The organism is Flavobacterium xanthum (genome assembly GCF_900142695.1).
Classification (GTDB): domain Bacteria; phylum Bacteroidota; class Bacteroidia; order Flavobacteriales; family Flavobacteriaceae; genus Flavobacterium; species Flavobacterium xanthum.
This window is the reverse complement of record NZ_FRBU01000011.1, coordinates 1-22,321: the sequence shown is the minus strand read 5'-3', so window position 1 is coordinate 22,321 and position 22,321 is coordinate 1. Positions and strand designations below refer to the sequence as shown.

24 protein-coding genes are annotated in these 22,321 nt (G+C 33.5%); 14 read left to right on the top strand and 10 right to left on the bottom strand.

What is annotated here, in order from left to right:
• Window positions 1-156: 156 nt before the first annotated feature.
• From BUC11_RS06405 to gdhA, 7 genes are all read right to left on the bottom strand, one after another.
• Window positions 157-360: a helix-turn-helix transcriptional regulator gene (locus BUC11_RS06405; protein ID WP_073352842.1), complete on the bottom strand. Its 204-nt coding sequence runs from the start codon at window positions 358-360 to the stop codon at window positions 157-159.
• Entirely contained in the window at window positions 350-811 is a 462-nt protein-coding gene (locus BUC11_RS06400) for a hypothetical protein (RefSeq protein WP_073352841.1), read from the bottom strand. The genes BUC11_RS06405 and BUC11_RS06400 overlap by 11 nt, the downstream gene beginning before the upstream one ends.
• 151 nt (window positions 812-962) lie before the next feature.
• Window positions 963-3,626 carry a TonB-dependent receptor gene (locus BUC11_RS06395; RefSeq protein ID WP_073352840.1) on the bottom strand — a complete coding sequence of 888 codons (2,664 nt, stop codon included), beginning with the start codon at window positions 3,624-3,626 and terminating at the stop codon, window positions 963-965.
• Complete coding sequence (locus BUC11_RS06390; RefSeq protein WP_073352839.1) at window positions 3,614-4,348, bottom strand: GLPGLI family protein; 735 nt, start codon at window positions 4,346-4,348, stop codon at window positions 3,614-3,616. The genes BUC11_RS06395 and BUC11_RS06390 overlap by 13 nt, the downstream gene beginning before the upstream one ends.
• 412 nt (window positions 4,349-4,760) lie before the next feature.
• Window positions 4,761-5,474 carry a DNA repair protein RecO gene (gene recO, locus BUC11_RS06385; protein WP_073352838.1) on the bottom strand — a complete coding sequence of 238 codons (714 nt, stop codon included), beginning with the start codon at window positions 5,472-5,474 and terminating at the stop codon, window positions 4,761-4,763.
• Window positions 5,475-5,549: 75 nt separating this feature from the next.
• Entirely contained in the window at window positions 5,550-7,838 is a 2,289-nt protein-coding gene (porZ, locus tag BUC11_RS06380; RefSeq protein WP_073352837.1) for a type IX secretion system anionic LPS delivery protein PorZ, read from the bottom strand.
• Between the two features lie 125 nt (window positions 7,839-7,963).
• Window positions 7,964-9,307, bottom strand: coding sequence for an NADP-specific glutamate dehydrogenase (gene gdhA, locus BUC11_RS06375; protein ID WP_073352836.1), 1,344 nt, complete (start codon window positions 9,305-9,307; stop codon window positions 7,964-7,966).
• A 276-nt stretch (window positions 9,308-9,583) separates the two neighbouring features.
• Here gdhA and BUC11_RS06370 point away from each other — a divergent pair, with 276 nt between their 5' ends.
• A complete protein-coding gene (locus BUC11_RS06370) occupies window positions 9,584-10,387 on the top strand; it encodes a THC0290_0291 family protein (RefSeq protein WP_073352835.1) in 804 nt (267 codons plus the stop codon).
• A gap of 87 nt (window positions 10,388-10,474) precedes the next feature.
• On the opposite strand, the gene BUC11_RS06365 is transcribed toward BUC11_RS06370, so the two are convergent.
• Complete coding sequence (locus tag BUC11_RS06365) at window positions 10,475-11,620, bottom strand: cystathionine gamma-synthase (RefSeq protein WP_073352834.1); 1,146 nt, start codon at window positions 11,618-11,620, stop codon at window positions 10,475-10,477.
• 192 nt (window positions 11,621-11,812) lie between these two features.
• On the opposite strand from BUC11_RS06365, the gene BUC11_RS06360 reads away from it, so the two are divergent.
• Both BUC11_RS06360 and BUC11_RS06355 read left to right on the top strand, forming a co-directional pair.
• Window positions 11,813-12,556, top strand: a complete 744-nt coding sequence (locus BUC11_RS06360; protein WP_073352833.1) for a DUF3298 and DUF4163 domain-containing protein — start codon at window positions 11,813-11,815, stop codon at window positions 12,554-12,556.
• Window positions 12,557-12,601: 45 nt separating this feature from the next.
• Complete coding sequence (locus tag BUC11_RS06355) at window positions 12,602-12,796, top strand: hypothetical protein (RefSeq protein WP_139259433.1); 195 nt, start codon at window positions 12,602-12,604, stop codon at window positions 12,794-12,796.
• 23 nt (window positions 12,797-12,819) lie between these two features.
• Here the strand turns inward: BUC11_RS06355 and BUC11_RS06350 are convergent, their stop codons facing one another.
• Entirely contained in the window at window positions 12,820-13,278 is a 459-nt protein-coding gene (locus tag BUC11_RS06350) for a DinB family protein (RefSeq protein ID WP_073352831.1), read from the bottom strand.
• Window positions 13,279-13,354: 76 nt separating this feature from the next.
• On the opposite strand from BUC11_RS06350, the gene BUC11_RS06345 reads away from it, so the two are divergent.
• The 6 genes from BUC11_RS06345 (at window position 13,355) to nadD (ending at window position 17,345) form a co-directional block, all read left to right on the top strand.
• A complete protein-coding gene (locus BUC11_RS06345) occupies window positions 13,355-13,705 on the top strand; it encodes an arsenate reductase family protein (protein ID WP_073352902.1) in 351 nt (116 codons plus the stop codon).
• Window positions 13,705-14,592 carry a DMT family transporter gene (locus BUC11_RS06340; RefSeq protein WP_073352830.1) on the top strand — a complete coding sequence of 296 codons (888 nt, stop codon included), beginning with the start codon at window positions 13,705-13,707 and terminating at the stop codon, window positions 14,590-14,592. The genes BUC11_RS06345 and BUC11_RS06340 overlap by 1 nt, the downstream gene beginning before the upstream one ends.
• A gap of 140 nt (window positions 14,593-14,732) precedes the next feature.
• On the top strand, window positions 14,733-15,593 hold the full coding sequence (locus BUC11_RS06335) for a YicC/YloC family endoribonuclease (RefSeq protein ID WP_073352829.1): 861 nt from the start codon (window positions 14,733-14,735) through the stop codon (window positions 15,591-15,593).
• A gap of 116 nt (window positions 15,594-15,709) precedes the next feature.
• Window positions 15,710-16,288, top strand: a complete 579-nt coding sequence (gene gmk, locus BUC11_RS06330) for a guanylate kinase (RefSeq protein WP_073352828.1) — start codon at window positions 15,710-15,712, stop codon at window positions 16,286-16,288.
• Window positions 16,289-16,323: 35 nt separating this feature from the next.
• Window positions 16,324-16,689, top strand: coding sequence for a four helix bundle protein (locus BUC11_RS06325; RefSeq protein WP_073352827.1), 366 nt, complete (start codon window positions 16,324-16,326; stop codon window positions 16,687-16,689).
• Window positions 16,690-16,721: 32 nt separating this feature from the next.
• Entirely contained in the window at window positions 16,722-17,345 is a 624-nt protein-coding gene (gene nadD, locus BUC11_RS06320; RefSeq protein ID WP_073352826.1) for a nicotinate (nicotinamide) nucleotide adenylyltransferase, read from the top strand.
• Here nadD and BUC11_RS06315 read toward each other — a convergent pair whose 3' ends face one another.
• On the bottom strand, window positions 17,346-18,242 hold the full coding sequence (locus BUC11_RS06315; protein ID WP_073352825.1) for a LysR family transcriptional regulator: 897 nt from the start codon (window positions 18,240-18,242) through the stop codon (window positions 17,346-17,348).
• Between the two features lie 86 nt (window positions 18,243-18,328).
• On the opposite strand from BUC11_RS06315, the gene BUC11_RS06310 reads away from it, so the two are divergent.
• The 5 genes from BUC11_RS06310 to BUC11_RS06290 all read left to right on the top strand — a co-directional run bounded on the left by BUC11_RS06310 (window position 18,329) and on the right by BUC11_RS06290 (window position 22,082).
• A complete protein-coding gene (locus BUC11_RS06310) occupies window positions 18,329-19,093 on the top strand; it encodes a type 1 glutamine amidotransferase domain-containing protein (RefSeq protein WP_073352824.1) in 765 nt (254 codons plus the stop codon).
• A gap of 4 nt (window positions 19,094-19,097) precedes the next feature.
• The gene (locus BUC11_RS06305; RefSeq protein WP_073352823.1) at window positions 19,098-20,261 is read left to right on the top strand and encodes an iron-containing alcohol dehydrogenase; all 1,164 of its coding nucleotides are present in this window, start codon (window positions 19,098-19,100) and stop codon (window positions 20,259-20,261) included.
• A 310-nt stretch (window positions 20,262-20,571) separates the two neighbouring features.
• Window positions 20,572-21,567, top strand: coding sequence for an NAD(P)H-dependent glycerol-3-phosphate dehydrogenase (locus tag BUC11_RS06300; protein WP_073352822.1), 996 nt, complete (start codon window positions 20,572-20,574; stop codon window positions 21,565-21,567).
• A 44-nt stretch (window positions 21,568-21,611) separates the two neighbouring features.
• Window positions 21,612-21,827, top strand: coding sequence for a hypothetical protein (locus BUC11_RS06295; protein ID WP_073352821.1), 216 nt, complete (start codon window positions 21,612-21,614; stop codon window positions 21,825-21,827).
• Between the two features lie 6 nt (window positions 21,828-21,833).
• On the top strand, window positions 21,834-22,082 hold the full coding sequence (locus tag BUC11_RS06290) for a hypothetical protein (RefSeq protein WP_073352820.1): 249 nt from the start codon (window positions 21,834-21,836) through the stop codon (window positions 22,080-22,082).
• The last annotated feature ends 239 nt before the right edge of the window (window positions 22,083-22,321 follow it).

The window sequence follows — 22,321 nt, the reverse complement described above, 5'->3', positions numbered from 1 at the left end:
TATGCTTTTCTTTAATCGAAGTGCGAAAGTAAGGAATTTTGAATTATTGCACACGAATTTCACTAATTTTCACGAATTTATCGCGCTGTTAAAGACAAAAAAAATCAGAAAAAGTACTTTGTTCAACTATTTTTATAAATTAGACCCATTCATCACTTACTTTTCGTCTGAATCTAATTCAAAAAAATCATTCACAGATTTACCAAACAACTTTGACAATTTTAAAGCTAAGACAGTTGAAGGCACAAATCGATTGGTTTCGATGGAATTAATAGTTTGTCGAGAAACACCTATTCGCTCCGCCAATTCTTCTTGGGTTATATTCAAAATAGCACGCTCTACCTTTAGTCTATTCTTCATTGTATGCTTTTTTTAACTTCCTGAAAGTAAGAATCTGAATCGTTAATAAAAGTCCTAATACTGCAACGTCTTTACTTCCTTCGATTTCACCCCCTAATAAGGATTTAAAATAAAGGATATAATTAATAAATGGCATTGTTAAGTAAATAATTACTGTCCCTATAACAGCATAATTAAAAGACTGCATACGGATTTGTGCAATTAACTCATCTTCTATTTTTTCTTTAGATAATGAAATTACAAGAAATCCCAAAACCATTGTGGTCAAAGCTATTCTGTCAAATAAATAGTAGTATTTTGTGTTCTCCAAATAGGCTGCATTCATCACAATTGAAACCAGCGAAATAATCGATAATCCTAAACCAATAATTTTAAATTTATTTGAAAGTTGATAACCCGTAAATTTATTGATTTTTTCAATATCTCTTTCTTGTTTTGATTTTAGTTCCATAAATAATTTTGTTTAAGCTGGTTTTCCATAAAGAACAACAAACTTGATTAAAAGACAAATATACTTTACTTTTTGAAATAAAAAAATAAATTTTAATTACTATTTATCTTCAAAAAAAAACTTCTTTCAAAACATCCAATGATTTTGGTTTTTAAAAACGATATTCCATCTTCAACAGTACATATCTTGGCATTAATTTATATTCAGTTTGTGAAATGCTAATGTCGGAAATGTTATAATTGCGAAATGTTTCAGTGTTGAACAAATTGTTACCTGAAAGCATAAATGTTAGTTTGTTTTCTTTTACAACATAGCGTGCCTCAACATCAAGGAAATAATATTGACTTTTTTTATTGTCTAAATCCCCAAAGAAATACCGCTCGGTTTGAGCTTGGATATTGAATTTGTTATTAATCATGAACGAAAAATCAAGGAATGTCATATTATTTGTAAAACCATTTTGAACACTCGTTTTTACTTGATTATAAGTCCATTTTGAACCAATGTGATAATTGAAAAATCCTTTAAAACCCGAACGTACTTCAAAACCATAATCAACATTTAAATTTTTCACTTCACGCAACTCAGAATTATTTACAATATTTTTAAAATTAATCTCACTTAGCCCAAACTTAGCTTTAAAGTTGTTTTTTACTTTTTTTACGTAATAATCTAATTCCGATGATACTGATAAGAATTCTCTATCCTTTACGATGATTTTTTCAGTTTGTGAAAAGTTTTGCGCGATTAAAGAACTAGAGCTGAAAAAATCATTGTTTTTAGAATATAAAATAAACGTATTGGCAAAAAACTTATCGCCCCAGTTTCCATAGGTGTAATTCAAAACAGCACTCGATGCGTTTAACTGATTAAATTCTTCTAAACCTTTAGAAAACGAACGAAAACCCGTTTGGACAAAACCAGAGTACACATCTAAAATCCCTGAATTAGTGGTGTTGTATGAGTAAGATGATGTCATTTTATTTTTCTGACTGATCTTCCAATCTAATCCAATTTTTGGAACAACGAAAAACGGATTCTGACTAACTTTTGCTTGAAAATTTTTTAATTCATTAAATAACTGATGAAAATCAGATTGGGTAAATAATGTAAAATTCTTTAATTTAAATCGATATTTGGCTGATACGTATAAATCATTTGAAGCATAAGTCAAATTGTTTTGATACCCGTTTGGAAAAGCAAGATTGATTTCATTTTCCAGTAGCTCAAAACGAGTATTTAAATCATCTATTCGTAATTGATTGCCCATTTTAATTTCTAACAAATCGCCATTTTTCTTTTTGTCTAACAAATGAACTTCAACACCTGCAAATTGCATTTTGTTTTCGCTAAACTGCTTGGTATTATTAGCATTTTCAATGAACAATTCATTAAAAATAAACTGATTAACCGAATAGCTTTGTGGTGTTTTTTCGTTAATATATCTACCTGAGATCAAGAAAACTTTATTGTTTTCAAACCTGTTTGTAAACACTACTTTTTGGTCAAAAAGTTGGTTGTTTGCATTTAATCTTTCGTTTAATAAATCATTGTTAAACGACAAATTACTTCTACTTTTATCGTTAGTTTTATTAAATTTTCCCGAGTATTCAAAAGTTTTTGTTTTTGAAATGTCATAGTTTAAATCAACCTTGCCAAAACCTGTAAGCTGTATTTTTCTACCAACAAAGTCTTCGGTATTTCTGAATGATGTATTTCCAACCGAAAAAGATTGTAAACTTTTTCTAAAAAAATCAACTTCGTCGGTGTTTAAAAAACCTAAAGTTTTAAATTTAATTTTATCAGAAAGTGTAAAAATACTATTCAAAGAAAGCATTTCGGCATTATTGAGATTGACTCTTCTTTGTTTTAAATTTGGAGTATCATAACCTAAACCTAACAAGGTTCTAACAGATTGATTATCGCCAATACTTCCAGGTTCATCAAAACGATAAGGTCGAATTAAGTGATTAATATCACCGGTTGCATCATAGCCGACATTGTTTAAATTGGTTAGAAAGTAGTATTTATATTTTTTACCAAAATTCATTAGACTGGCTTTTATATCATAGCGGTTTTCTGATAAAAAACCATAGGCTAATGTTGTATTGCCAAACCAAGCACGTTTGTAATCTTCTTTAAGTGTAAGATTTAAAGCGACTTTATTGCTATTTTCAATTCCTTTTAAATGTTTATTATTGGAATAATTTTGAAGTAATTCTACGTTTTCAATTGGATTGACAGGCATGTTTTTAGTTAGGATTTTATATCCTTTTTCAAACATATCATCGCCATCAATCATTACTTTTTCAACCTCTTGATTACCTATTTTTATGGTGCCATTTGCATCAATATTTATTCCTGGTATTTTTTTTAGCAAATCTTCAACCGTTTGTTCGTTGCCTTGTTTGAAGGAGTCTGCATTAAAAATAATGGTGTCATTTTTAAAAGTTATAGGGCGTTTAGTTTCTAAAATTACTTCTTTTAGAGCTATAACTTTTGGACTTAATATAAAATCAATAGTTTTTAATTCATTGATTTTTTCAATAATAATTTCTATCGTTTTTGGCTCAAAACCTACTGCGCTGGCAGTTAAAACAAAAGAACCCAGCTTATCAGTAGTTAAACTATATTTTCCTGTATTGCCAGTAAAAGTGTAAAAAATAATTTTGTTATTACCGTCTTTTAAAAGAACACTAGATGAAATAATTCCTTCATTTAATTCGCTTCTTACTTGACCAAGAATTTTAGTTTGTGAATAAATAGAAAAATTAAAAATTAGAAAAAGAGCGAGAAAATAATTTATTCTTCCCATTCAAATTTAATTTCAATGCCATTTCGGCTAGGTTTAGTTGTTTGTGTTTGTGTACCTCTCGGTAATCTAATATCAATGTTATCCATTATTTTTTCATAGCGGAAATCAACATATTCTTTTATATCAATTTTTTTATAAAGATTATTTTCCTGTGGAAAATCAATTTTTTGGTCTGTAAACCCAATACTTGTTACACCCCAGTAGTATCGATTTGTTTCATCATAAATCTCCATAATTAAACCAGGTAATCCATTAAATTTCCATGGCCCATATTGCAAGGGAAAGTCCAATGAATACCAAGCTGTATAATTTCTCCCTCTAAAATTTGCGGTAGCTTTATAACATAAAAATTGATCTATTTCTTTTGTAATTTTTTGATTAAGTGCCCACTTAATCTTTGGAATATTTTCTGAAACAATTAAAACATCACTATTTATTTTCTCTTTAAAAAACAATGAGTCCAAAACAAAATCTGTTATTACATAACGCTCAATCTCACTTTGAATAACATTTATTTGGTTTTCTTCTTTTGGTAATTGATTTTTTAAATTAGTTGTAGATATTAAAAATAGAGATTTTTGACTTTTACCATCTAATAGTAGAATCCCGTTTTTTTCATTATAAATTTCAGTATTGTACTTTATTATATAATTTATCTTCATATTCCTTTGTCCAAAAGAAAAGTTACAAAAGAATACTGTAAATATGACTAAAAATTTCATGATTTATAAATTAATTGGCACCCTATTAAAGATGCCAATATTTGATCAAAATTATTATGCTTCAGAAATATATTTTAATTTTACTACTGTTGCCCATGTACTGCATTCAGCTTCACTATTTACATTATAGAAAGTATGCAATCTTGATCCCGTAACCTCACCATCGGCATTATAAAAGGTAACTGTGACATAACAAGTTCCAAGTAAATTGTCAAATTTAGCTTCTTCAAAGATAAAATTAATAGTAGACTCTTTAGTTGTTTTAGAGATAGAATTTTAATTTGCAAATCCATAACTCCCGATTAGCAAAAATGCTAAAGAAAAGATAAAATTTTTCATTTTGTATAATTTTTTAAAGTTATACAAGCTAAATAACTAAAAAAAAAAAAACTATACAAGCAAATATTGAATTTTAACTAAAAACTTCCTTCAAAACATCCAAAGATTTTGGTTTTTTGAAACCATCCAAATGAAAACTGTAATAATCAATAAGAATTCGTAAAACGATTTGTCTTTCGAGGACATGAAATGTTTTTTGATTGTTATCGAATTTTAAGTCAATCAGTTTTTTAAGTAAATTACTTTCGTGCTCTGTGAGCGAACTAATCGCGTGAAAAGGAGTAAATACACCTTCATTCATTTCGAAAAAAGGCATATCGATATCAGAAATATCTGGATAAAAACCCAAATATTTAGTGGTTTCCAATAATAAAATTAAATGGAAATTAGCAATTTCATCATGATTATCCAACCAATGCAAAGCGGTTTCAAGAAAAGTAAATAACTGCTCGTTGGTTTCTTCTTCGTGGATGGAATGGTGCAGCATTTCGGAGATGAACATCACAATCGTACTTTTATAAATATCCGAGTGAATGGAATGAAAAGCCGAAGCGATTTTTATCTCTTTAAAATTTTCCAAAGTGCCTTTGTTTTTATGAACTGCTTCGATTTCGAGTATCGTCAACGGCTGAAAGTAAGCGATTTTCTGGTTTGATTTTCGTCCTGAAAAAGCATCCCGAACAAAGTACGATTTCAAACCATGAGATAGCGTAAAGCATTTGACAATCAAGCTTTTTTCCTGAAATTTTAAGGAGGAGAGAACTATCGCTTTTGTTTTAACTTGCACAATTTTAATTTAAAGATTGAAAAATTTAAAGATTAAAAAATTTAAAGATTGAAAAAGTAAGCACACCCTTGTCAATTACCTGATTATCATAACTTTTTTAACTTTGGTTTCCACACCGTCTTGTGCCGAAATGAAAATCATATACACACCCGATGCCACTTTATATTTGCCAAAAGCGGTGGTATCCCACTCTATCGTTCCTCCTTGCGAAGTGGTTTCATAAACCAGATTTCCTCCAATATCCGTAATCTTAACGTTCGCCCTATCTATTAAACCTGCAATCTTAACAGTTCCCTGATACTCCGGTCGCACTGGGTTTGGATACACATACGCCTTACTTAAGTCATCATTTGCCGAAGTTGCAGTGCCTTTAAAAGAAACCAAGCCTTTAGCAGTTGCAATAAAAACTTCCCCGGTGGTACTGTTAATATCAATATCATTGATAACATTACTGGGCAAAGGAGAATTATTTATCGTAAAATGGTATTTCGTTTCCTGTCCGTTTGGCGAAACTAAAAACAACCCTGAATCAGCGGTGCCTATCCACTTATTATTGGCTCCATCTACAGCAATATCAGTAATAAACTGTTCGTACAATAATTCTTGAGCCAGATTATCGTCTAAAATAATGATTGGATTAGCAGTCATTTGATCTTCTAATTGAAAACTCCCTACATTGGGTAAAACCCGCAATCCCTTTGTAGTTCCTATCCAAAGTTGGTTTCTAGCATCTACCGCAACTGTTCTGACATTAGAAATCGGCAAATTTCCAGCATCTGGACCTGTTGTTATTTTCTTGAATTTAGAAGTACTTTCATTAAAACCAATAACACCATCTCCACTAGTGGAGAGCCATTTTGTACCATTTTTATCGATGGCGATTGTGCCAAAATTATTATCTATGGCTGATTCTAGAATAACGTCCATTGCATAGCTTTGCCATTGTCCATTTGTTTTCAATACTTTCAGTCCATTTTTTATTCGGCTGGTAGTAACCCAGAGATTCCCGGATTTATCAAAGACGGTTCCATTCACTCTTATATCAATATAATTGGGACCTACAAACGTCAAAGACTCTAAACCGCTATTCGTTTGGTTATACAAAATTTTAGGTTCATCGTTTTCAATTTTTAATAATCCCGAAAAAAAAGAACTAGCGTATACTTGGTTTTCATCACTTGGATTTATTGTAATTCTGGTAATCGATTGCGCACCAAAAACTTTTTCATACGGAATATTCAACCATCCGCTTTCATTCAACTTACTCACTCCATAACTATTCAAAGGATAGGGATTATAATCAGCTGAATAATCTCCATATACTGCCCAAAGAACGTTAGGTGTAGTTTGAAGGGCAAATATGTTGTTTCTCGAAGGACCAATAGGCGTTATGTTCTCAAAACTTGAAGCTAAAGAAAGTGAGGCTGCAATCAATCCGTTTTCTTTTGTCCCAATAAAAATAGTATCCCCTACTATGGTGGCACAAGTGAATGCCACATTACTTTCCGGGATTTGGCCTGTATTTATCTGGCGCACTAAAGCCATTTGACTGTTGTAAATATAGATACTATTCAAAGTTGTTACAATCAAATATCCTGCTGTTGCTCTCAGGTCTAATGCAGGCTGAGAGAGCTGGATAATTCCATTGAAGGAATTAGAAACCGAATTAAATCTATGAATGAATCCAAAATTATTTATGGCATACAAATCGGTACCAAAAGTGGTTGTGCTAGACCAGCCTCCTGTTGCTATGGTTGTCCACTGATTAAAATCAATTAAATTTACATTGGTAATAGACGCTCTCCTTATTCCTTGGTTAGTAGCAGCATAAATAAACCCATTAAATAGCGTGGTTTGATTTACTATTATTTCGGCACCATTATCCCCTATAAAATAAGTGTCGCCAAATTGCAGCGTATTAAGATTGAATTGAACAATTCCAAAGTCACAAGAAACATAAGCAATGCCGTCAAATTCCATGAAGTGATTGATTTTTTTTATATCTGATGGAAGTTGCTTGCTGATAATATCGACTACATTCAACAGGCTACCATCCAATTCATTAATCACTATTATCAATCCATTTTCATAACCCACAATTGTTTTATTGAATTTCACGCTGTGATATACCGCAGAAATGGTTTGTCCTGAAAGTCCATCAATAGTATTTGTTGTTTTAATCCCGCTTGTTGTTGTATTTTTAGAAAATAATGCATTTTCAGATGCGGCAAAAACTGCCGTCTCAGATTCTGTGACATCTTTAATTTCGTTGTAGGAGAAATAACCCTGCCACAACAAATTATTTTGGGAAAACCCTAATTGCGTAGAAAGTAGAAGTAAAAGATAGAATACGTTCTTTTTCATTATTTGCATAAATATTAGTTTACAAATATAGAACAAACGAAAGTCTTAGCATTTTGTTACATAAAAAAAATGCCTTCCACCAATTACATTGGCTGAAGGCATTTTAAATTATAGATCTTGTTGATTTACACCACTCCTTGCGCTAACATAGCGTCAGCCACTTTTACAAATCCAGCAATATTTGCCCCTTTTACATAGTTCACATATCCTTCCTCGTCTGTACCGTATTTTTTACATTGATTGTGGATTCCAACCATGATTTCTTTTAATCTACCATCCACTTCTTCGCTAGTCCAGTTCAAACGAATCGAGTTTTGAGTCATCTCTAATCCTGAAGCTGCTACACCACCAGCATTTGCTGCTTTACCTGGTGCAAAAAGCACTTTAGCATTCAAGAATTGTTTGATAGCTTCTAACGTACAAGGCATATTTGCAGCTTCAGTTACACAAATAACACCATTTGCAATTAAGTTTATAGCATCTTCTTCGTTTAACTCATTTTGAGTCGCACAAGGAATTGCAATATCTACTTTAACTTCCCATACGCTTTTGCCTCTATGGAAAACTGCTTTTGGATATTTTTCTAAATAAGCTTCCGCTCTATTATCACCTCTTGCTCTCATTTCAAGCATAAAATCAATTTTATCGCCAGAAATTCCTTCTTCGTCATAAATATAACCATCAGGCCCTGAAATAGTAACCACTTTTCCTCCTAAATCGTTTACTTTCAGTGCTACTCCCCATGCTACGTTTCCAAATCCAGAAATAGCAACGGTTTTGCCATTTATACTTTGACCAATAGTTTTTAACATTTGTTCTGCAAAATAAACAACGCCGTATCCTGTAGCTTCCGGTCTAATTAAGGAACCTCCGTATGCCAACCCTTTACCTGTTAGAACTCCAGTAAATTCGTTTTTTATTCTTTTGTATTGACCAAATAAATAACCAATTTCTCTTGCTCCCACTCCGATATCTCCGGCTGGAACGTCTAATTGCGGACCAATATGTCTGCACAATTCTGTCATGAAAGACTGACAGAAACGCATTACTTCCCCATCCGATTTTCCTTGTGGATCGAAATCAGATCCTCCTTTTCCTCCGCCCATTGGCAAAGTGGTCAAACTATTTTTGAATACTTGTTCAAATGCTAAAAATTTAAGTACCGATAAATTTACGGTATGATGAAAACGAATTCCTCCTTTGTAAGGCCCAATTGCAGAGTTCATTTGAATTCTGAAACCTCTATTAACCTGGATTTCACCCATATCGTCTACCCATGGAACACGAAATATAATTGAACGTTCTGGCTCAGTTATTCTTAATAGCAAGTTTTTTCCGTCGTATTTTTTTTGCTCTGCAATAAATGGAATTACAGTTTCTGCAAATTCCCTAACAGCTTGAATAAATTCAGGTTCATTTGGATTCTTGGCTTCAACTTGAGCCATAAAATCATTTACTTTTAGTAACATAGATTATAAATTATTAATTAAGAAAACGATTTCGTTATTATGCACAAAGATACATTTTATAAAAATATTCGGCCGTAGTTTTTTTTATTTATCAATAGAATTATCTTTTTAATATCCATTCACAAACAATTCTATTTAAGATATACCGTTTTAAAGCTAATTACCACCACTTTCGTAAGTAAATACGATTTTGTCTGCTTATTTTTAATTTTTATTTTATTTAATTAATGGATGAGGTTTTTATATATTTGTCGGGATTTGAAAATTTTACCCCTAATGATCAAACAGATAATACCACTTTTACTAATCTTTATTGGGTTTTCTACTAATACACATGCTCAATTCGGCGGTTTTTCGCATGAAGTTGGAGTAATTGTTGGGCCGGTTGCTTTTCAATCTGATTATGGAGAGCGTTATGACTTGTCAACTAACGCCGGAAATACGGGAATAGGTATTGGACTGATACATTATTTAAACTTTTCCTATAAAGCCGACTGCAATTGCTATACGCCTGAAACCTATTTCAATGACCATTTTAAACTTAGGTCCGAACTATCCTATAATAAAACCGAATTACACCATTTTGGAGAATACGTAGAAGGAAAACCTTCACTAGGAAAAGAGCAATTGAAAGCTATGACTGGAAGTACCGCAGTAACTAATCTTGGTATGCAACTTGAATTTTTCCCATGGAGCATTCGTGATTTTACAGCTAGAACAGGAAGTTTAGGCCCATTTATAAGTCTTGGCGGGCAATTTAGCTATTACAATGCTAAGGCTTCATCAACGCTAGGTCCACTAGGAACTCCTTTAACTACTTTTCCAAAATATTTAACCCCAACTGATGGAAGACCTTACGGTTTTTCTACCGAAAGTAGCACCGTGTGGTCTGTTGTTTCTAGTGTAGGAACCCGTTATAAATTAACTCCATTATCAGATCTAATGGTCGATTTAAGATTCCAATATTTCTTTTCAAATTGGGTTGATGGTTTAAATCCAAATCCGGAGATTTATAAAGAAAACAAAGCAAATGACTGGTTGGTTTGGTTCAATGTAGGTTATATTTATTACTTACAATAGCATTCCCATAATGACATATAAAAAAGCTCCAATCCCTTCCCGACACTTCGGGATAGAATTGGAGCTTTTGCTTAAAAAGATATTCGGTTACGCTAATGCTTGTTTCAAATCTTCGATTAAATCCACAGCATCTTCAATCCCTACGCTTAATCGAACAAGGTCGTCTGTAATACCAATTTCCTTGCGTTTTTCCTCCGGAATAGAGGCATGTGTCATTAAAGCCGGATGATTTGCTAGTGATTCTACCCCGCCTAAAGATTCAGCCAATGTGAAAACTTTTAGTTTTTCCAGAAAATCAATTGCATCTTCTTTTTTGCCTGAAACAAAAGTAAATGACACCATTCCACCAAAACCGCTCATTTGTTTTTTGGCAATTTCATGGTACGGATGGCTTGGTAATCCAGGATAGTATACTGTTTTGACTTTTGGATGGTTGTTTAGAAACTCCACCACTTTCCCTCCATTTTCGCAATGTCTTTCCACGCGCAAATGCAAGGTTTTAATTCCTCTCAGCACTAAGAAACTATCCATTGGTCCCAATGTAGCTCCCGTTGCAAATTGTTGAAAATGCAACTGTTCTCCAAGTGCTTCGTCTTTTACAATTAAAGCTCCCGCTATTACATCAGAATGACCTCCTAAATACTTGGTAGCCGAGTGCATTACAATATCAGCGCCTAAGTCTAATGGTTTTTGCAGATAAGGTGTAGCAAAAGTGTTGTCAACTGCAAAAAGGATTTTGTTTTCCTTGGTAATTTTGGCAATTTCTTGAACATCGGCTAGTTTCATCAAAGGGTTTGTAGGTGTTTCTACCCAAACCAACTTTGTATTTTCGTTGATTAACGACTTAAATTTATCCAAATCATTCATGTCTACAAAATGGAATTTTATTCCGGAATCTTTATAAATGCGTGTAAACATTCTGTAAGTTCCACCATATAAATCGTCCATCGCAATGATTTCGTCCCCTGCTTTGAAAGAACGCAAAACACAATCTGTGGCTGCTAATCCTGACGAAAAAGCCAATCCGCGCGTTCCGTTTTCAATACTCGCCAAAGCATTTTCAAGGGCAGTTCTCGTTGGATTTGCTGCTCTACTGTATTCATAATCGGGATTTATCGGTTGGCCCGGACTAGTTTGTACAAATGTTGATGTTTGATATACAGGTGGCATAACCGCTCCTGTGCTTGGATCATGGTGCTGTCCACCATGAATAACTTTAGTATTGAATTTCATAAAGGTAAAATTTATTTTTAGCGGTAATTTATCGAATTGCCCTTTTGTTTAAAGGGGCTCGATTCCGCAAAATTAGTAATGGCAATTTCATAGATTGCATTTTCAACTAAAAAATTGTTCTACAAATTTACCCTTTAATTTATTTTAACCAAGCCACAAGTGATACCTTTGTATTTAATTAACAATTTTGAGATGAAACACATTGTAATTTATACGTTACTTCTTTTTTCGGTAGCTCAATGTTCTAATGAATTGGTTTTTGAAGAGGAATCTTTTCAAAAAACGACAAGTTTGCCTTGTAAAGAAGATTGCCCTTCAATTAGTGTAAAAATACCTGTTGCAAATGCCGTCCCAATCGTGGCAGACAGCATTAACAAAAAAGTGTTTTCGGTATTAAAAGAGATTATTTATTTTGGTGAAAAACCTTATACCGCCAAGGATTATAATGGGTTATTAAATTCATTTATTGGTTCCTACGAAAAACTTCAGAAAGATTTTCCAGAGGACAAATTTGGTTGGGAAGCTGACATTCAAGGGAGCGTAAAATACCAATCAGAAGCCTTACTGAATATTGAAATCAAACATTACACTTACACCGGAGGCGCCCATGGATACCAAGGTCTGCGCTCTTTGCTGTTTGACCCAAGTACAGGCAAGTCGATCTCCAATGACGCATTATTTAATGATAAAGCTGCTTTCAAGGCTTTCGCCGAAAAAAAATTCAGAGCCAAGTATAAAATTCCGGCTAACAAATCAATCAATTCGACCGGACTAATGTTTGAAAAAGAAAAATTCCAATTGCCCCAAAACATTTTTTATAGCGATAAAGGTTTGCTGCTTTATTACAATTCCTATGAAGTGGCTTCGTATGCTGATGGACCAAAAGAACTGCTACTGTCTTATGTTGAAGTGAATGATTATTTGCAGCTGAGATAAAGTACGGCTTTAACAACGATAATTGAAATCCCCTTTATCAAAGTGTTGAGCTTTGACAAAGGGGATTTTTTTACTAAAATCATCTCATTAAAAATATTCCCTAGCCGCGACAGCAGTAAAAATCCTCTTGACCACAACGCTATTTTTTCTTGGCAGAAAAGAGCGACCGCAGGAAGCTCCTTTTATGACGTAGAAAAAAAGAGTTTTGATCAAGAGATTGCAACGGATGGCGGGAAATAGCTCCCGATATTCATTAATAAATCCTAAATGAACTTACGGATACTCATCATATTCCCAATATGTATTCCTTCATGGAAATTACTAAAAGCCATGGCATCCTCAGCATTTCTTAAAACGTGATCGCCTGTTGATGTGGTATATTCCATGTAGGTTTTGAAAAGTTGATTGTCATAATCTACTTTGGTTTGCTGAATAGTTTCAAACAATAAGGATTTGATTTCGTCCACTTCGGCTTGGGTTACGATATGTTCCGGCTTGGTTCCCTTTTTGTATTTCTCCACTAATTCATCTGAAACCAACATCGGCAAACCCGAAAGTTTGTAAACCAATAGTTGTTGTGAAACAATAATATGACCAATATTCCAAATCAAATTATTGCTGAATCCTTCCGGAATCGTGTTGAGTTGCTCAAGAGTATATCCTGATAGAAATTTTGAAACCATATTTCTGCTTGTAGTGCTGACGTCAAATAATTGATTCATTTTTATATTTTTTTGATAAAAATAATCATTTTCCGTGTCAAATGAATTTTCTTTGCACAAAGAAATCGCTATTTACATGGACATAATATACTATCTCGCTTCCTGCGACACCTGCAGAAAAATCATAAAATCATTACCGAAAGAACATGATTTTAAATTTCACGACATCAAACAAGACCCAATTACTGTTGCCGAATTAGAAAAAATGCGTGAGCTTTCAGGAAGTTACGAAGCGCTTTTCAGCAAAAAAGCACAGTTGTACAAATCGATGGATTTAAAGAATAAATCGTTGACGGAAGACGATTATAAGAAATATATTTTGGAACATTACACGTTTTTGAGTCGTCCTGTTTTTATTATCAAAGACAAAATTTACATCGGCAATACCCAACAAAATATGTTGCAGGTAATGAAAGCGTTGGCATAATGTCCAAAAGAAATCTCGCACTTATTGGCGCCACAATTGTATCTATAATTTATGGCGTCACGTTTACCATTGCCAAAGATGTCATGCCTTTATACATTGATGCTTATGGTTTTATCTTGTTGCGCGTGGGCGGCTCAGTAGTTTTGTTTTGGCTGATTTGGCTTTTTATGCCAAAAGAGAAAATTGCGTTCAATGATTTTCCCCGAATTATTGCGGCTGCTTTCTTTGGCGTGGCTTTTAACATGCTTACGTTTTTCAAAGGACTGAGTCTTACTTCTCCCATTAGTGCGGCTGTAATCATGGTTTCCACACCAATGATTGTTTTGACGCTTTCGGCCATTATTATGAAGGAACGCATGCAAAAACGAATGGTTTTTGGGATTATCCTTGGACTCATTGGAACTGCTTTTCTTATTCTGTACGGAAAATCCATTGGCAGCGCCACAAACGCCGGATTAGGAAATTTTCTAGTTTTGATCAACGCCATTTCTTATGGATTCTACCTGATTATTGTCAAGAAATTAATGGACAAATACAATGCCTTTACGTTTGTAAAATGGATTTATCTATTCGGTTTTATTATGGTTTTGCCTTTTGGCTGGAGCCAATTTCAAGCTGTTGAATGGAATATTGTTCCAATGGATATTTGCTGGAAAATAGGATTTGTGGTTATTTTTTCGACTTTCCTGACCTATTTGCTGAATTTGCTTTCGATGAAAGAATTAAAACCAACGACTGTTGCCGTTTTTATTTATTTACAACCGCTTTTCGCCACTATTTTTGCGATAAGCTTGGGCAAAGACGAATTGAGTTTGGTGAAAATTGGTTCTGCAGTTTTGATATTTGTTGGCGTTTATTTGGTAACAAAAAAAAGGAGTGTTCAGTAATCAGTGTTCACTCGTTGCTTTAGAATCTTCTAATCTCAATCCTTTTACGAGTCTAAAACTGTTTATAAAAAAAGCACTGAACACTAAAAACGGACCACTGACCACTTTTTTATTATCTTTGACCTCTTTTAGAAAATTATATGATACAATCAATGACGGGTTTTGGGAAAGCTACTTTGCAATTACCAACCAAAAAAATCACGGTAGAAGTAAAATCTTTAAACAGTAAAGGTTTGGATTTGAATGTGAGAATGCCTTCGCTGTACCGCGAAATGGAATTGGGTTTACGTAACCAAATTGCACTGAAACTGGAAAGAGGAAAAGTAGATTTTTCTATTTTTATCGAAAGTACCGCGGAACAAACTTCTACGAAAGTGAATGTGCCGATTGTAAAAGCCTATATCAACCAATTGAGAGAAGTGTATGCTGATGCTGATGAAACGGAACTAATGAAAATGGCGGTTCGCATGCCGGATACCATGAAAATAGAACGCGACGAAATCGATGAAAACGACTGGGTACAAATCCAAACTGTTATCGAAGAAGCGTTACAAAACATTTTGACCTTTAGAAAAGATGAAGGAATGTCGCTTGAGAAAGAATTTCAATTGCGAATTGGAAACATTCGTCAATACATGACCGAAGCTTTGGCACTTGATCCAGAACGCGTTCAAGCGATAAAAGACCGTTTACAAACTGCAATCTCAGAACTTAAAGTGAATATAGATGAAAATCGTTTCGAGCAGGAATTGATTTATTATTTAGAGAAATTAGACATCACCGAAGAAAAAGTGCGTTTGACAAATCACTTGGATTATTTCCTAGAAACCATCAACGGAACCGAAGCCAATGGTAGAAAATTAGGTTTCATCACCCAAGAAATGGGACGTGAAATCAACACGATGGGTTCTAAATCCAATCACGCACAAATGCAAAAATTAGTCGTTCAGATGAAAGACGAATTAGAAAAAATCAAGGAACAAGTATTAAACGTATTGTAATTATCAACCTGCACTGTTTTTAACTTTGCAGGTTGATTAATTTTATAACATACCTACAAGGTTTTTGAAACTTTGTAGGAAAAGATAAACAGATACTGAAATAAATTCAGCATAAAATGAGCACAGGAGGAAAATTAATTGTTTTTTCGGCACCATCCGGATCAGGAAAAACGACCATCGTTAGGCATTTATTAAGCAAAGAAGATTTGAATCTTGAATTTTCTATTTCGGCAGCTTCTCGTGAGCCAAGAGGCGATGAAGTAAACGGAAAGGATTATTATTTCATGTCGACCGAAGAATTTAAAAAGCACATCAAAAACGAAGATTTCCTTGAATGGGAAGAAGTATATCGTGATAACTTTTACGGAACTCTGAAAACTGAAGTGGAACGTATTTGGGCCAAAGGAAAAAACGTGATTTTTGATATTGATGTTTCTGGTGGATTGCGCATCAAGCATAAATTCCCTGAAGAAACTTTAGCCGTTTTCGTGAAACCACCAAGCGTGGATGAACTCAAAAGAAGATTAAAAGAACGCTCTACCGAAAGTGATGACAAAATCAATATGCGGATTGCAAAGGCTTCTGTTGAATTAGCAACAGCACCACAATTTGATGAGATAATCAAAAATTATGATTTACCGGTTGCTCTTGAAGAAGCGTATCAATTGGTAAAGAATTTTGTAGGTAAAAAATAGTGATTAGTAAAGAGTAACGAGTAATTAGCTTAAAAATGGGAGAAATTAAATCGTATAAAGATCTACTGATCTGGCAAAAAGGAATTAAAATTGTCTGTTTAGTTTATCAGTTAGTAAAATCATTTCCCAAAGAAGAGTTATATGCGCTCACAAGTCAATTAAAAAGAGCTTCGGTATCTATTCCGTCTAATATTGCCGAAGGTTATGGAAGAAATACAGAAAAATCATTTAGTCATTTTTTAGATATTTCGAGAGGTTCATTATACGAGATTGAAACTCAATTACTAATCGCTAATGAACTTGGTTTTATAACAAATCAAACTTTGTACAAAGAAATTATAGGGCAAATTGAAGAAGAATCAAAGATGATTAATTCTTTTTCGAAAACGCTGAAAAACTAATGACTTGTCACTAATAACTAGTTACTAATACAATGAAAATCGGACTCTATTTCGGAACGTTTAATCCCATTCATGTTGGACATCTCATTATTGCCAATCACATGGCGGAGCATGCGGATTTAGACCAAATTTGGATGGTGGTTACGCCACACAATCCTTTGAAGAAAAAAAGCACTTTACTTGATGATTACCATCGCTTGCAAATGGTGCATCTTGCCACCGAAGATTTTCCAAAAATCAAACCTTCGGATATTGAGTTTAAGTTGTCACAGCCCAATTATACCGTAAATACCTTAGTTCATTTACAGGAAAAATATCCAAATCATGAGTTCTCCTTAATCATGGGCGAAGACAATTTAAGATCTTTGCACAAATGGAAAAACTACGAAGTGATTCTAGAAAACCATCATATTTATGTGTATCCAAGGCTCGAGACCAAAGGTACTGCTGAAGAAGCAATTTCAACCAGTACGGACAATTTGGATTTGAAAATTTCACAAAAATTCGGTTCAAAAATCCACATGATTGACGCTCCGGTTGTAGAAATATCATCGACATTTATTCGGGATAATATTAAAAAAGGGAAAAACGTACAGCCTTTATTGCCTGCAAAAGTTTGGGAATATATTGATCACAATAATTTTTATAAAAAATAATCACTCCAAAACCCTTTTCAATTCCAATTGAATATTCTCAAAAATAGTACTCAAATTATCGTTTTTACTAGACAATACAAACACTTCTGTACTTGGCATTTGCTTACTATTCCACAACAATTGAATTTTATTTTCTTCGATTAAACTTTTAGCATTGCAATCCCAAACGACAGCTATACCTGAGTTTTTTGAAATTATTTCTAGCATTTCATATTCGGACGGAATGATGTAATTGGGAATCATCGACGGTCTTTTTTTGTTAAAAACATGCAACCAGAATAATTTGATGTGTGGAATTTGCGCATTGTGACTGAACCATTTTTGGTCGTTTAGCCAATTTTCTATAGCAGAGAAATCCTTTGTTTTAATACTCCATTTCAATGGAGAAGCATCAATAGTGTTTGAACCGACAATCACTTGCTTAATTTCTCCGACCTTTTTTTGAATGGTGTCAAACGTATCATATTGTTTGGTGACAACTGCAAAATCAAGTTTTTTAGAATCAACCAATTCAAAAAGCGCATCATTTTCATGAAAGCTAAAATCGATAAAATCAAATTTGGAAACCAAAGCACCTCCCAAACTTCGCATCAAATGCTTTGAGATTCCAATTGAAATTAATCGATTGGCATTGAACGCTTTGGCACGAAAACCATTTTCCACATTTTCCAGTCGGTCTAGCGCTTCTATAATTAAATTATTGAGTAACTTAGCGTATTCAGTTGGTTCGACTCCTTTAGACTTTCGATTGAAAAGTTTATATCCTACATGGGCTTCCAACATTACTATTTGCTGACTAACAGCAGGTTGACTGATGAATAATTCTTTGGCAGCCAAAGAAAAATTACCGTTTTTATAAACGGATTTAAACGTTCGATACCATTCGAGATTAACCATGATATAAATATATTTATCACAAACATAATTTAAATTATTTTTACTAATAACATATTCGCCTTAAATTTGCATAAACAAAATTAGAAATGAAGAAAATAGCATTATTTGCCATTATAGCATTAACCGTAAGTTGTATTACAGCAACTGCACAAAATAAAAAAGGTATGAAAAAAGTATTATTTGTTCTAACTAGTCATTCAGAATTAGGGAACACAGGAGAAAAAACAGGATTTTGGATTGAAGAATTTGCTGCTCCTTATTATGAGTTAGCTGATAAAGGAGTGATCATTGATATTGCATCGCCCCTAGGAGGACAGCCACCGATTGATCCAAAAAGTTCCGATCCATCTGCAGCTACTGAAGACACTAAAAGATTTGACAAAGACACTGAATTACAAGCTAAACTTAGTAAAACTCACAAACTAGCTGATGTTCAACAAGCGGATTATGACGCTGTTTTTTATCCTGGAGGTCATGGACCATTGTGGGATTTAGCAAATGATAAAAACTCAATTGAATTAATTGAAGCTTTTTACACGAATAAAAAACCAGTCGCTTTTGTATGTCATTCCCCTGGAGCGCTTAAAAATGTAAAAGTAAATGGAGAATTTTTAGTAAAAGGTAAAAAAGTAACAGGGTTTTCAAATACCGAAGAAGAAGCGGTACAATTAACGAATGTAGTACCCTTTTTATTAGAAGATGCTTTACAAGCTAATGGCGCGATCTATTCTAAAATTGGAGATTGGCAGCCGTACGCCATAGAAGATGGTTTATTGATAACAGGTCAGAACCCAGCTTCGTCTAAACTTGTTGCGGAAAAATTATTAAACCAATTGAATTCAAAAAAATAAAAAGATGTTAAATTTCGAATTATACAATCCTACCAATTTAATTTTTGGAAAAGGACAAATTGAAAAACTATCCACGTTAGTGCCAACAGGAGCAAAAATCCTTTTGGCGTATGGTGGTGGAAGTATTTTCAAAAATGGAATTCATGAACAAGTAATCAACAATCTAAAAGGTTTTGAAATCGTAGAATTTGGAGGAATTGAACCAAATCCACATTTCGAAACATTGATGAAAGCGGTTGATGTAATCAAGGAACAAAGCATCGATTTTATCCTTGCCGTAGGTGGAGGTTCTGTTATTGACGGGGTAAAATTCATTTCGGCAGCAGCTCATTTTGAAGGAAATCCAATGGATATTCTACAAAAGAGATTACTAATAAAAGATTTGTCTAAAGTGGTTCCTTTTGGGACTGTATTGACTTTACCGGCAACTGGAAGCGAAATGAATTCAGGAGCTGTAGTTACCATTGAAGCTACTCAGGAAAAATTAGCTTTTGGTGGTTCTGCTTTGTTTCCAAAATTTTCTATATGCGATCCAACGGTAATTGAATCTTTACCAAAAAGACAATTACAAAACGGAGTTGTAGACGCCTACACTCATGTTTTGGAACAATATTTAACGTATCCGCACGAGGGATATCTTCAAGATAGAATTGCCGAAAGCATTCTGCAAACTTTAATCCAAGTGGGTCCAGAAGTAGTTGAGAATCCTAAAGATTATGCTCTAGCTTCTAACTTTATGTGGAGTTGCACAATGGCGTTGAATGGATTAATTCAAAAAGGAGTTCCTTCGGATTGGGCAACGCACATGATTGGGCATGAATTAACAGCTTTATACGGAATCGATCACGCCAGAACATTGGCGGTTGTGGGTCCAAATTTATACCGAGTGATGTTTGAAACCAAAAAAGGAAAATTGGCACAATACGGAAAACGTATTTTCAATTTGACTGGAACGGAAGATGAAATTGCCAACGAAGCTATCAACAAAACAGTTGAATTTTTCCATACGATGGGAATGGACACTAAATTATCAGATTACACCAAAGATTTTGATAAAACTGCTGACTTCATTGTAAACCGTTTTGAAGAAAGAGGCTGGTTAGGATTAGGAGAAAAACAAAATGTCACTTTGGAAAAGGTAAAATCAATTGTGGAAATGAGTTATTAACTTTAGTACTACAAATACTTACAGCAGCATAAAATAAAAAAGGCGTCTTCCTATCTATGGAGACGCCTTTTAAAATTCTAAAATATAACTAACTAAATCAATTCTCGAAGTTTTGTTAAAAAAATAAATTAATTATAGACAAAACGAAATACTCCTCCTTATATTGCACCTAAAATCAAAAATAATTATTTTAACTTCAAAATAGTTACATAATTAAATTTCAAAACCGAGCAGACACTGGGTTTCACGTTTTAATTTAATTTGTTCGATTAATAGTTTTTTAAGTACTTTTGATTAAATTCAATAAAAAATGGCCGAAAATATAAAATTTGCAGTAATTGGTGGTGGAAGTTGGGCGACAGCGATAGCAAAAATGTTATGTGTAAACCTTACCGAAATTTCATGGTACATGCGCAACGAAGCTGCAATAGAGCACATTAAAACTTTTAAACACAATCCAAATTATTTAAGTTCAGTTGAATTTGATACCACAAAACTAAAACTGACTAACGATATTAATGAAGCTGTAGCATATGCTGATTATATAATATTTGCTATTCCATCCGCTTTTTTAGATGCCGAACTAGAAAAACTAACGGTTTCGCTACAAGATAAAATTATTTTTTCAGCAATAAAGGGTATCGTTCCCGAAACAAGTTTGATTGTCGGGGAACATTTTCATGTAAAGTATGATATTCCTTATTATAATATTGGTGTAATTACTGGCCCTTGCCACGCTGAAGAAGTAGCGATGGAGCGTCTTTCCTACCTTACGATTGCTTGTGGTGATCCGGACAAAGCTAAGGTTGTTGCAAAAAATTTATCTGGAAACTATATTAAGACCAAAATTACTGACGATATTATAGGAACGGAATATGCCGCCATGTTAAAAAACATCTACGCTATTGCAGCAGGAATGGCACATGGATTAGGCTACGGGGATAACTTCCAGTCGGTTTTGATGAGTAATGGGATTCGGGAGATGAAAAAATTCATCAAGAAAGTGCATAAAATGAAACGCAACATTAATGACTCAGCCTATTTAGGCGATTTATTGGTGACGGGGTATTCTATTTTCTCTAGAAACAGAATGTTTGGAAATATGATAGGAAAAGGCTATACTGTTAAATCAGCAATGATGGAAATGAGCATGGTTGCCGAAGGATACTACGCGGTGAAAAGCGCTTATAAACTAAATCAGGCGTATGGTGCCAATACTCCTATTATTGATGCTGTTTATACGATTCTATATGAAGGAAAAGATGCTAAAACTGTTTTTAAGAAACTAACGGATCAGCTGGATTAAAGTAAGGAGTACAAAGCCAATTTTAAACCCATACCAATATTATTATGAGCGAAAGATGGAAATATCAGATTAAAACAGGTTTGCCATGGGGTATTTTTATGACTGTTTTTATGATTTTATTTGAAATTAAAGAGGTCTCTTTTATGGATCAAATTAGTAAACCTTTTTTTTATTTTAAAGCAGTTGCTTATATCCTATTAGGAATATTTGTTTTGGGGTACTCTTCTTGGAAGTCCAAAATAAAAAGAGAAACTAAATAAATTATTATGAGCGAAAGATGGCAATTTCAGATTAAGAATGGTGGAATTTGGGGATTAATCGTTTCCTTCTGCATCGCCATTATTGATCTATTCGAAATGTCTTTTGAAGATGCTTTTTTATCCCAAGAAAAATTACTCCGAACGCTTTATTTTGTTTTGGCAGGAATATTTATTGTAGGATATTCAAATTGGAAGAAAAAAACTAGACGAGAACGTAGTGCAGAACTACCTCACAATAACCCCATCAACGAATAAAATTGGCACTTCTTCAACGTTAGTTTCATTGATTGAATTTGCTTTGAAAGTAAACTTTTTATCGTATAATTTGTCTCTAATAAAAAAGGTAGTCATGAAAGAAATAAAATTCAGACCACTAAAAAAAGTAATTGACATTTCTTTTAGCTTGAATTCAATTAATAAATGCGAAAGTTAGGAATCTCAAAGAAAGATGAAATATTTTTTCAGAACAAAGAAAAGAAAATTAATTCTTTTCC

Bases quoted from the DNA above. Each gene is read 5' to 3' on its own strand.
- BUC11_RS06405 (WP_073352842.1), bottom strand. From the start codon at position 360: ATGAAGAATAGACTAAAGGTAGAGCGTGCTATTTTGAATATAACCCAA.
- BUC11_RS06400 (WP_073352841.1), bottom strand. From the start codon at position 811: ATGGAACTAAAATCAAAACAAGAAAGAGATATTGAAAAAATCAATAAA.
- BUC11_RS06395 (WP_073352840.1), bottom strand. From the start codon at position 3,626: ATGGGAAGAATAAATTATTTTCTCGCTCTTTTTCTAATTTTTAATTTT.
- BUC11_RS06390 (WP_073352839.1), bottom strand. From the start codon at position 4,348: ATGAAATTTTTAGTCATATTTACAGTATTCTTTTGTAACTTTTCTTTT.
- porZ (WP_073352837.1), bottom strand. From the start codon at position 7,838: ATGAAAAAGAACGTATTCTATCTTTTACTTCTACTTTCTACGCAATTA.
- gdhA (WP_073352836.1), bottom strand. From the start codon at position 9,307: ATGTTACTAAAAGTAAATGATTTTATGGCTCAAGTTGAAGCCAAGAAT.
- BUC11_RS06370 (WP_073352835.1), top strand. From the start codon at position 9,584: ATGATCAAACAGATAATACCACTTTTACTAATCTTTATTGGGTTTTCT.
- BUC11_RS06365 (WP_073352834.1), bottom strand. From the start codon at position 11,620: ATGAAATTCAATACTAAAGTTATTCATGGTGGACAGCACCATGATCCA.
- BUC11_RS06360 (WP_073352833.1), top strand. From the start codon at position 11,813: ATGAAACACATTGTAATTTATACGTTACTTCTTTTTTCGGTAGCTCAA.
- BUC11_RS06350 (WP_073352831.1), bottom strand. From the start codon at position 13,278: ATGAATCAATTATTTGACGTCAGCACTACAAGCAGAAATATGGTTTCA.
- BUC11_RS06345 (WP_073352902.1), top strand. From the start codon at position 13,355: ATGGACATAATATACTATCTCGCTTCCTGCGACACCTGCAGAAAAATC.
- BUC11_RS06340 (WP_073352830.1), top strand. From the start codon at position 13,705: ATGTCCAAAAGAAATCTCGCACTTATTGGCGCCACAATTGTATCTATA.
- BUC11_RS06335 (WP_073352829.1), top strand. From the start codon at position 14,733: ATGATACAATCAATGACGGGTTTTGGGAAAGCTACTTTGCAATTACCA.
- gmk (WP_073352828.1), top strand. From the start codon at position 15,710: ATGAGCACAGGAGGAAAATTAATTGTTTTTTCGGCACCATCCGGATCA.
- BUC11_RS06325 (WP_073352827.1), top strand. From the start codon at position 16,324: ATGGGAGAAATTAAATCGTATAAAGATCTACTGATCTGGCAAAAAGGA.
- nadD (WP_073352826.1), top strand. From the start codon at position 16,722: ATGAAAATCGGACTCTATTTCGGAACGTTTAATCCCATTCATGTTGGA.
- BUC11_RS06315 (WP_073352825.1), bottom strand. From the start codon at position 18,242: ATGGTTAATCTCGAATGGTATCGAACGTTTAAATCCGTTTATAAAAAC.
- BUC11_RS06310 (WP_073352824.1), top strand. From the start codon at position 18,329: ATGAAGAAAATAGCATTATTTGCCATTATAGCATTAACCGTAAGTTGT.
- BUC11_RS06305 (WP_073352823.1), top strand. From the start codon at position 19,098: ATGTTAAATTTCGAATTATACAATCCTACCAATTTAATTTTTGGAAAA.
- BUC11_RS06300 (WP_073352822.1), top strand. From the start codon at position 20,572: ATGGCCGAAAATATAAAATTTGCAGTAATTGGTGGTGGAAGTTGGGCG.
- BUC11_RS06295 (WP_073352821.1), top strand. From the start codon at position 21,612: ATGAGCGAAAGATGGAAATATCAGATTAAAACAGGTTTGCCATGGGGT.
- BUC11_RS06290 (WP_073352820.1), top strand. From the start codon at position 21,834: ATGAGCGAAAGATGGCAATTTCAGATTAAGAATGGTGGAATTTGGGGA.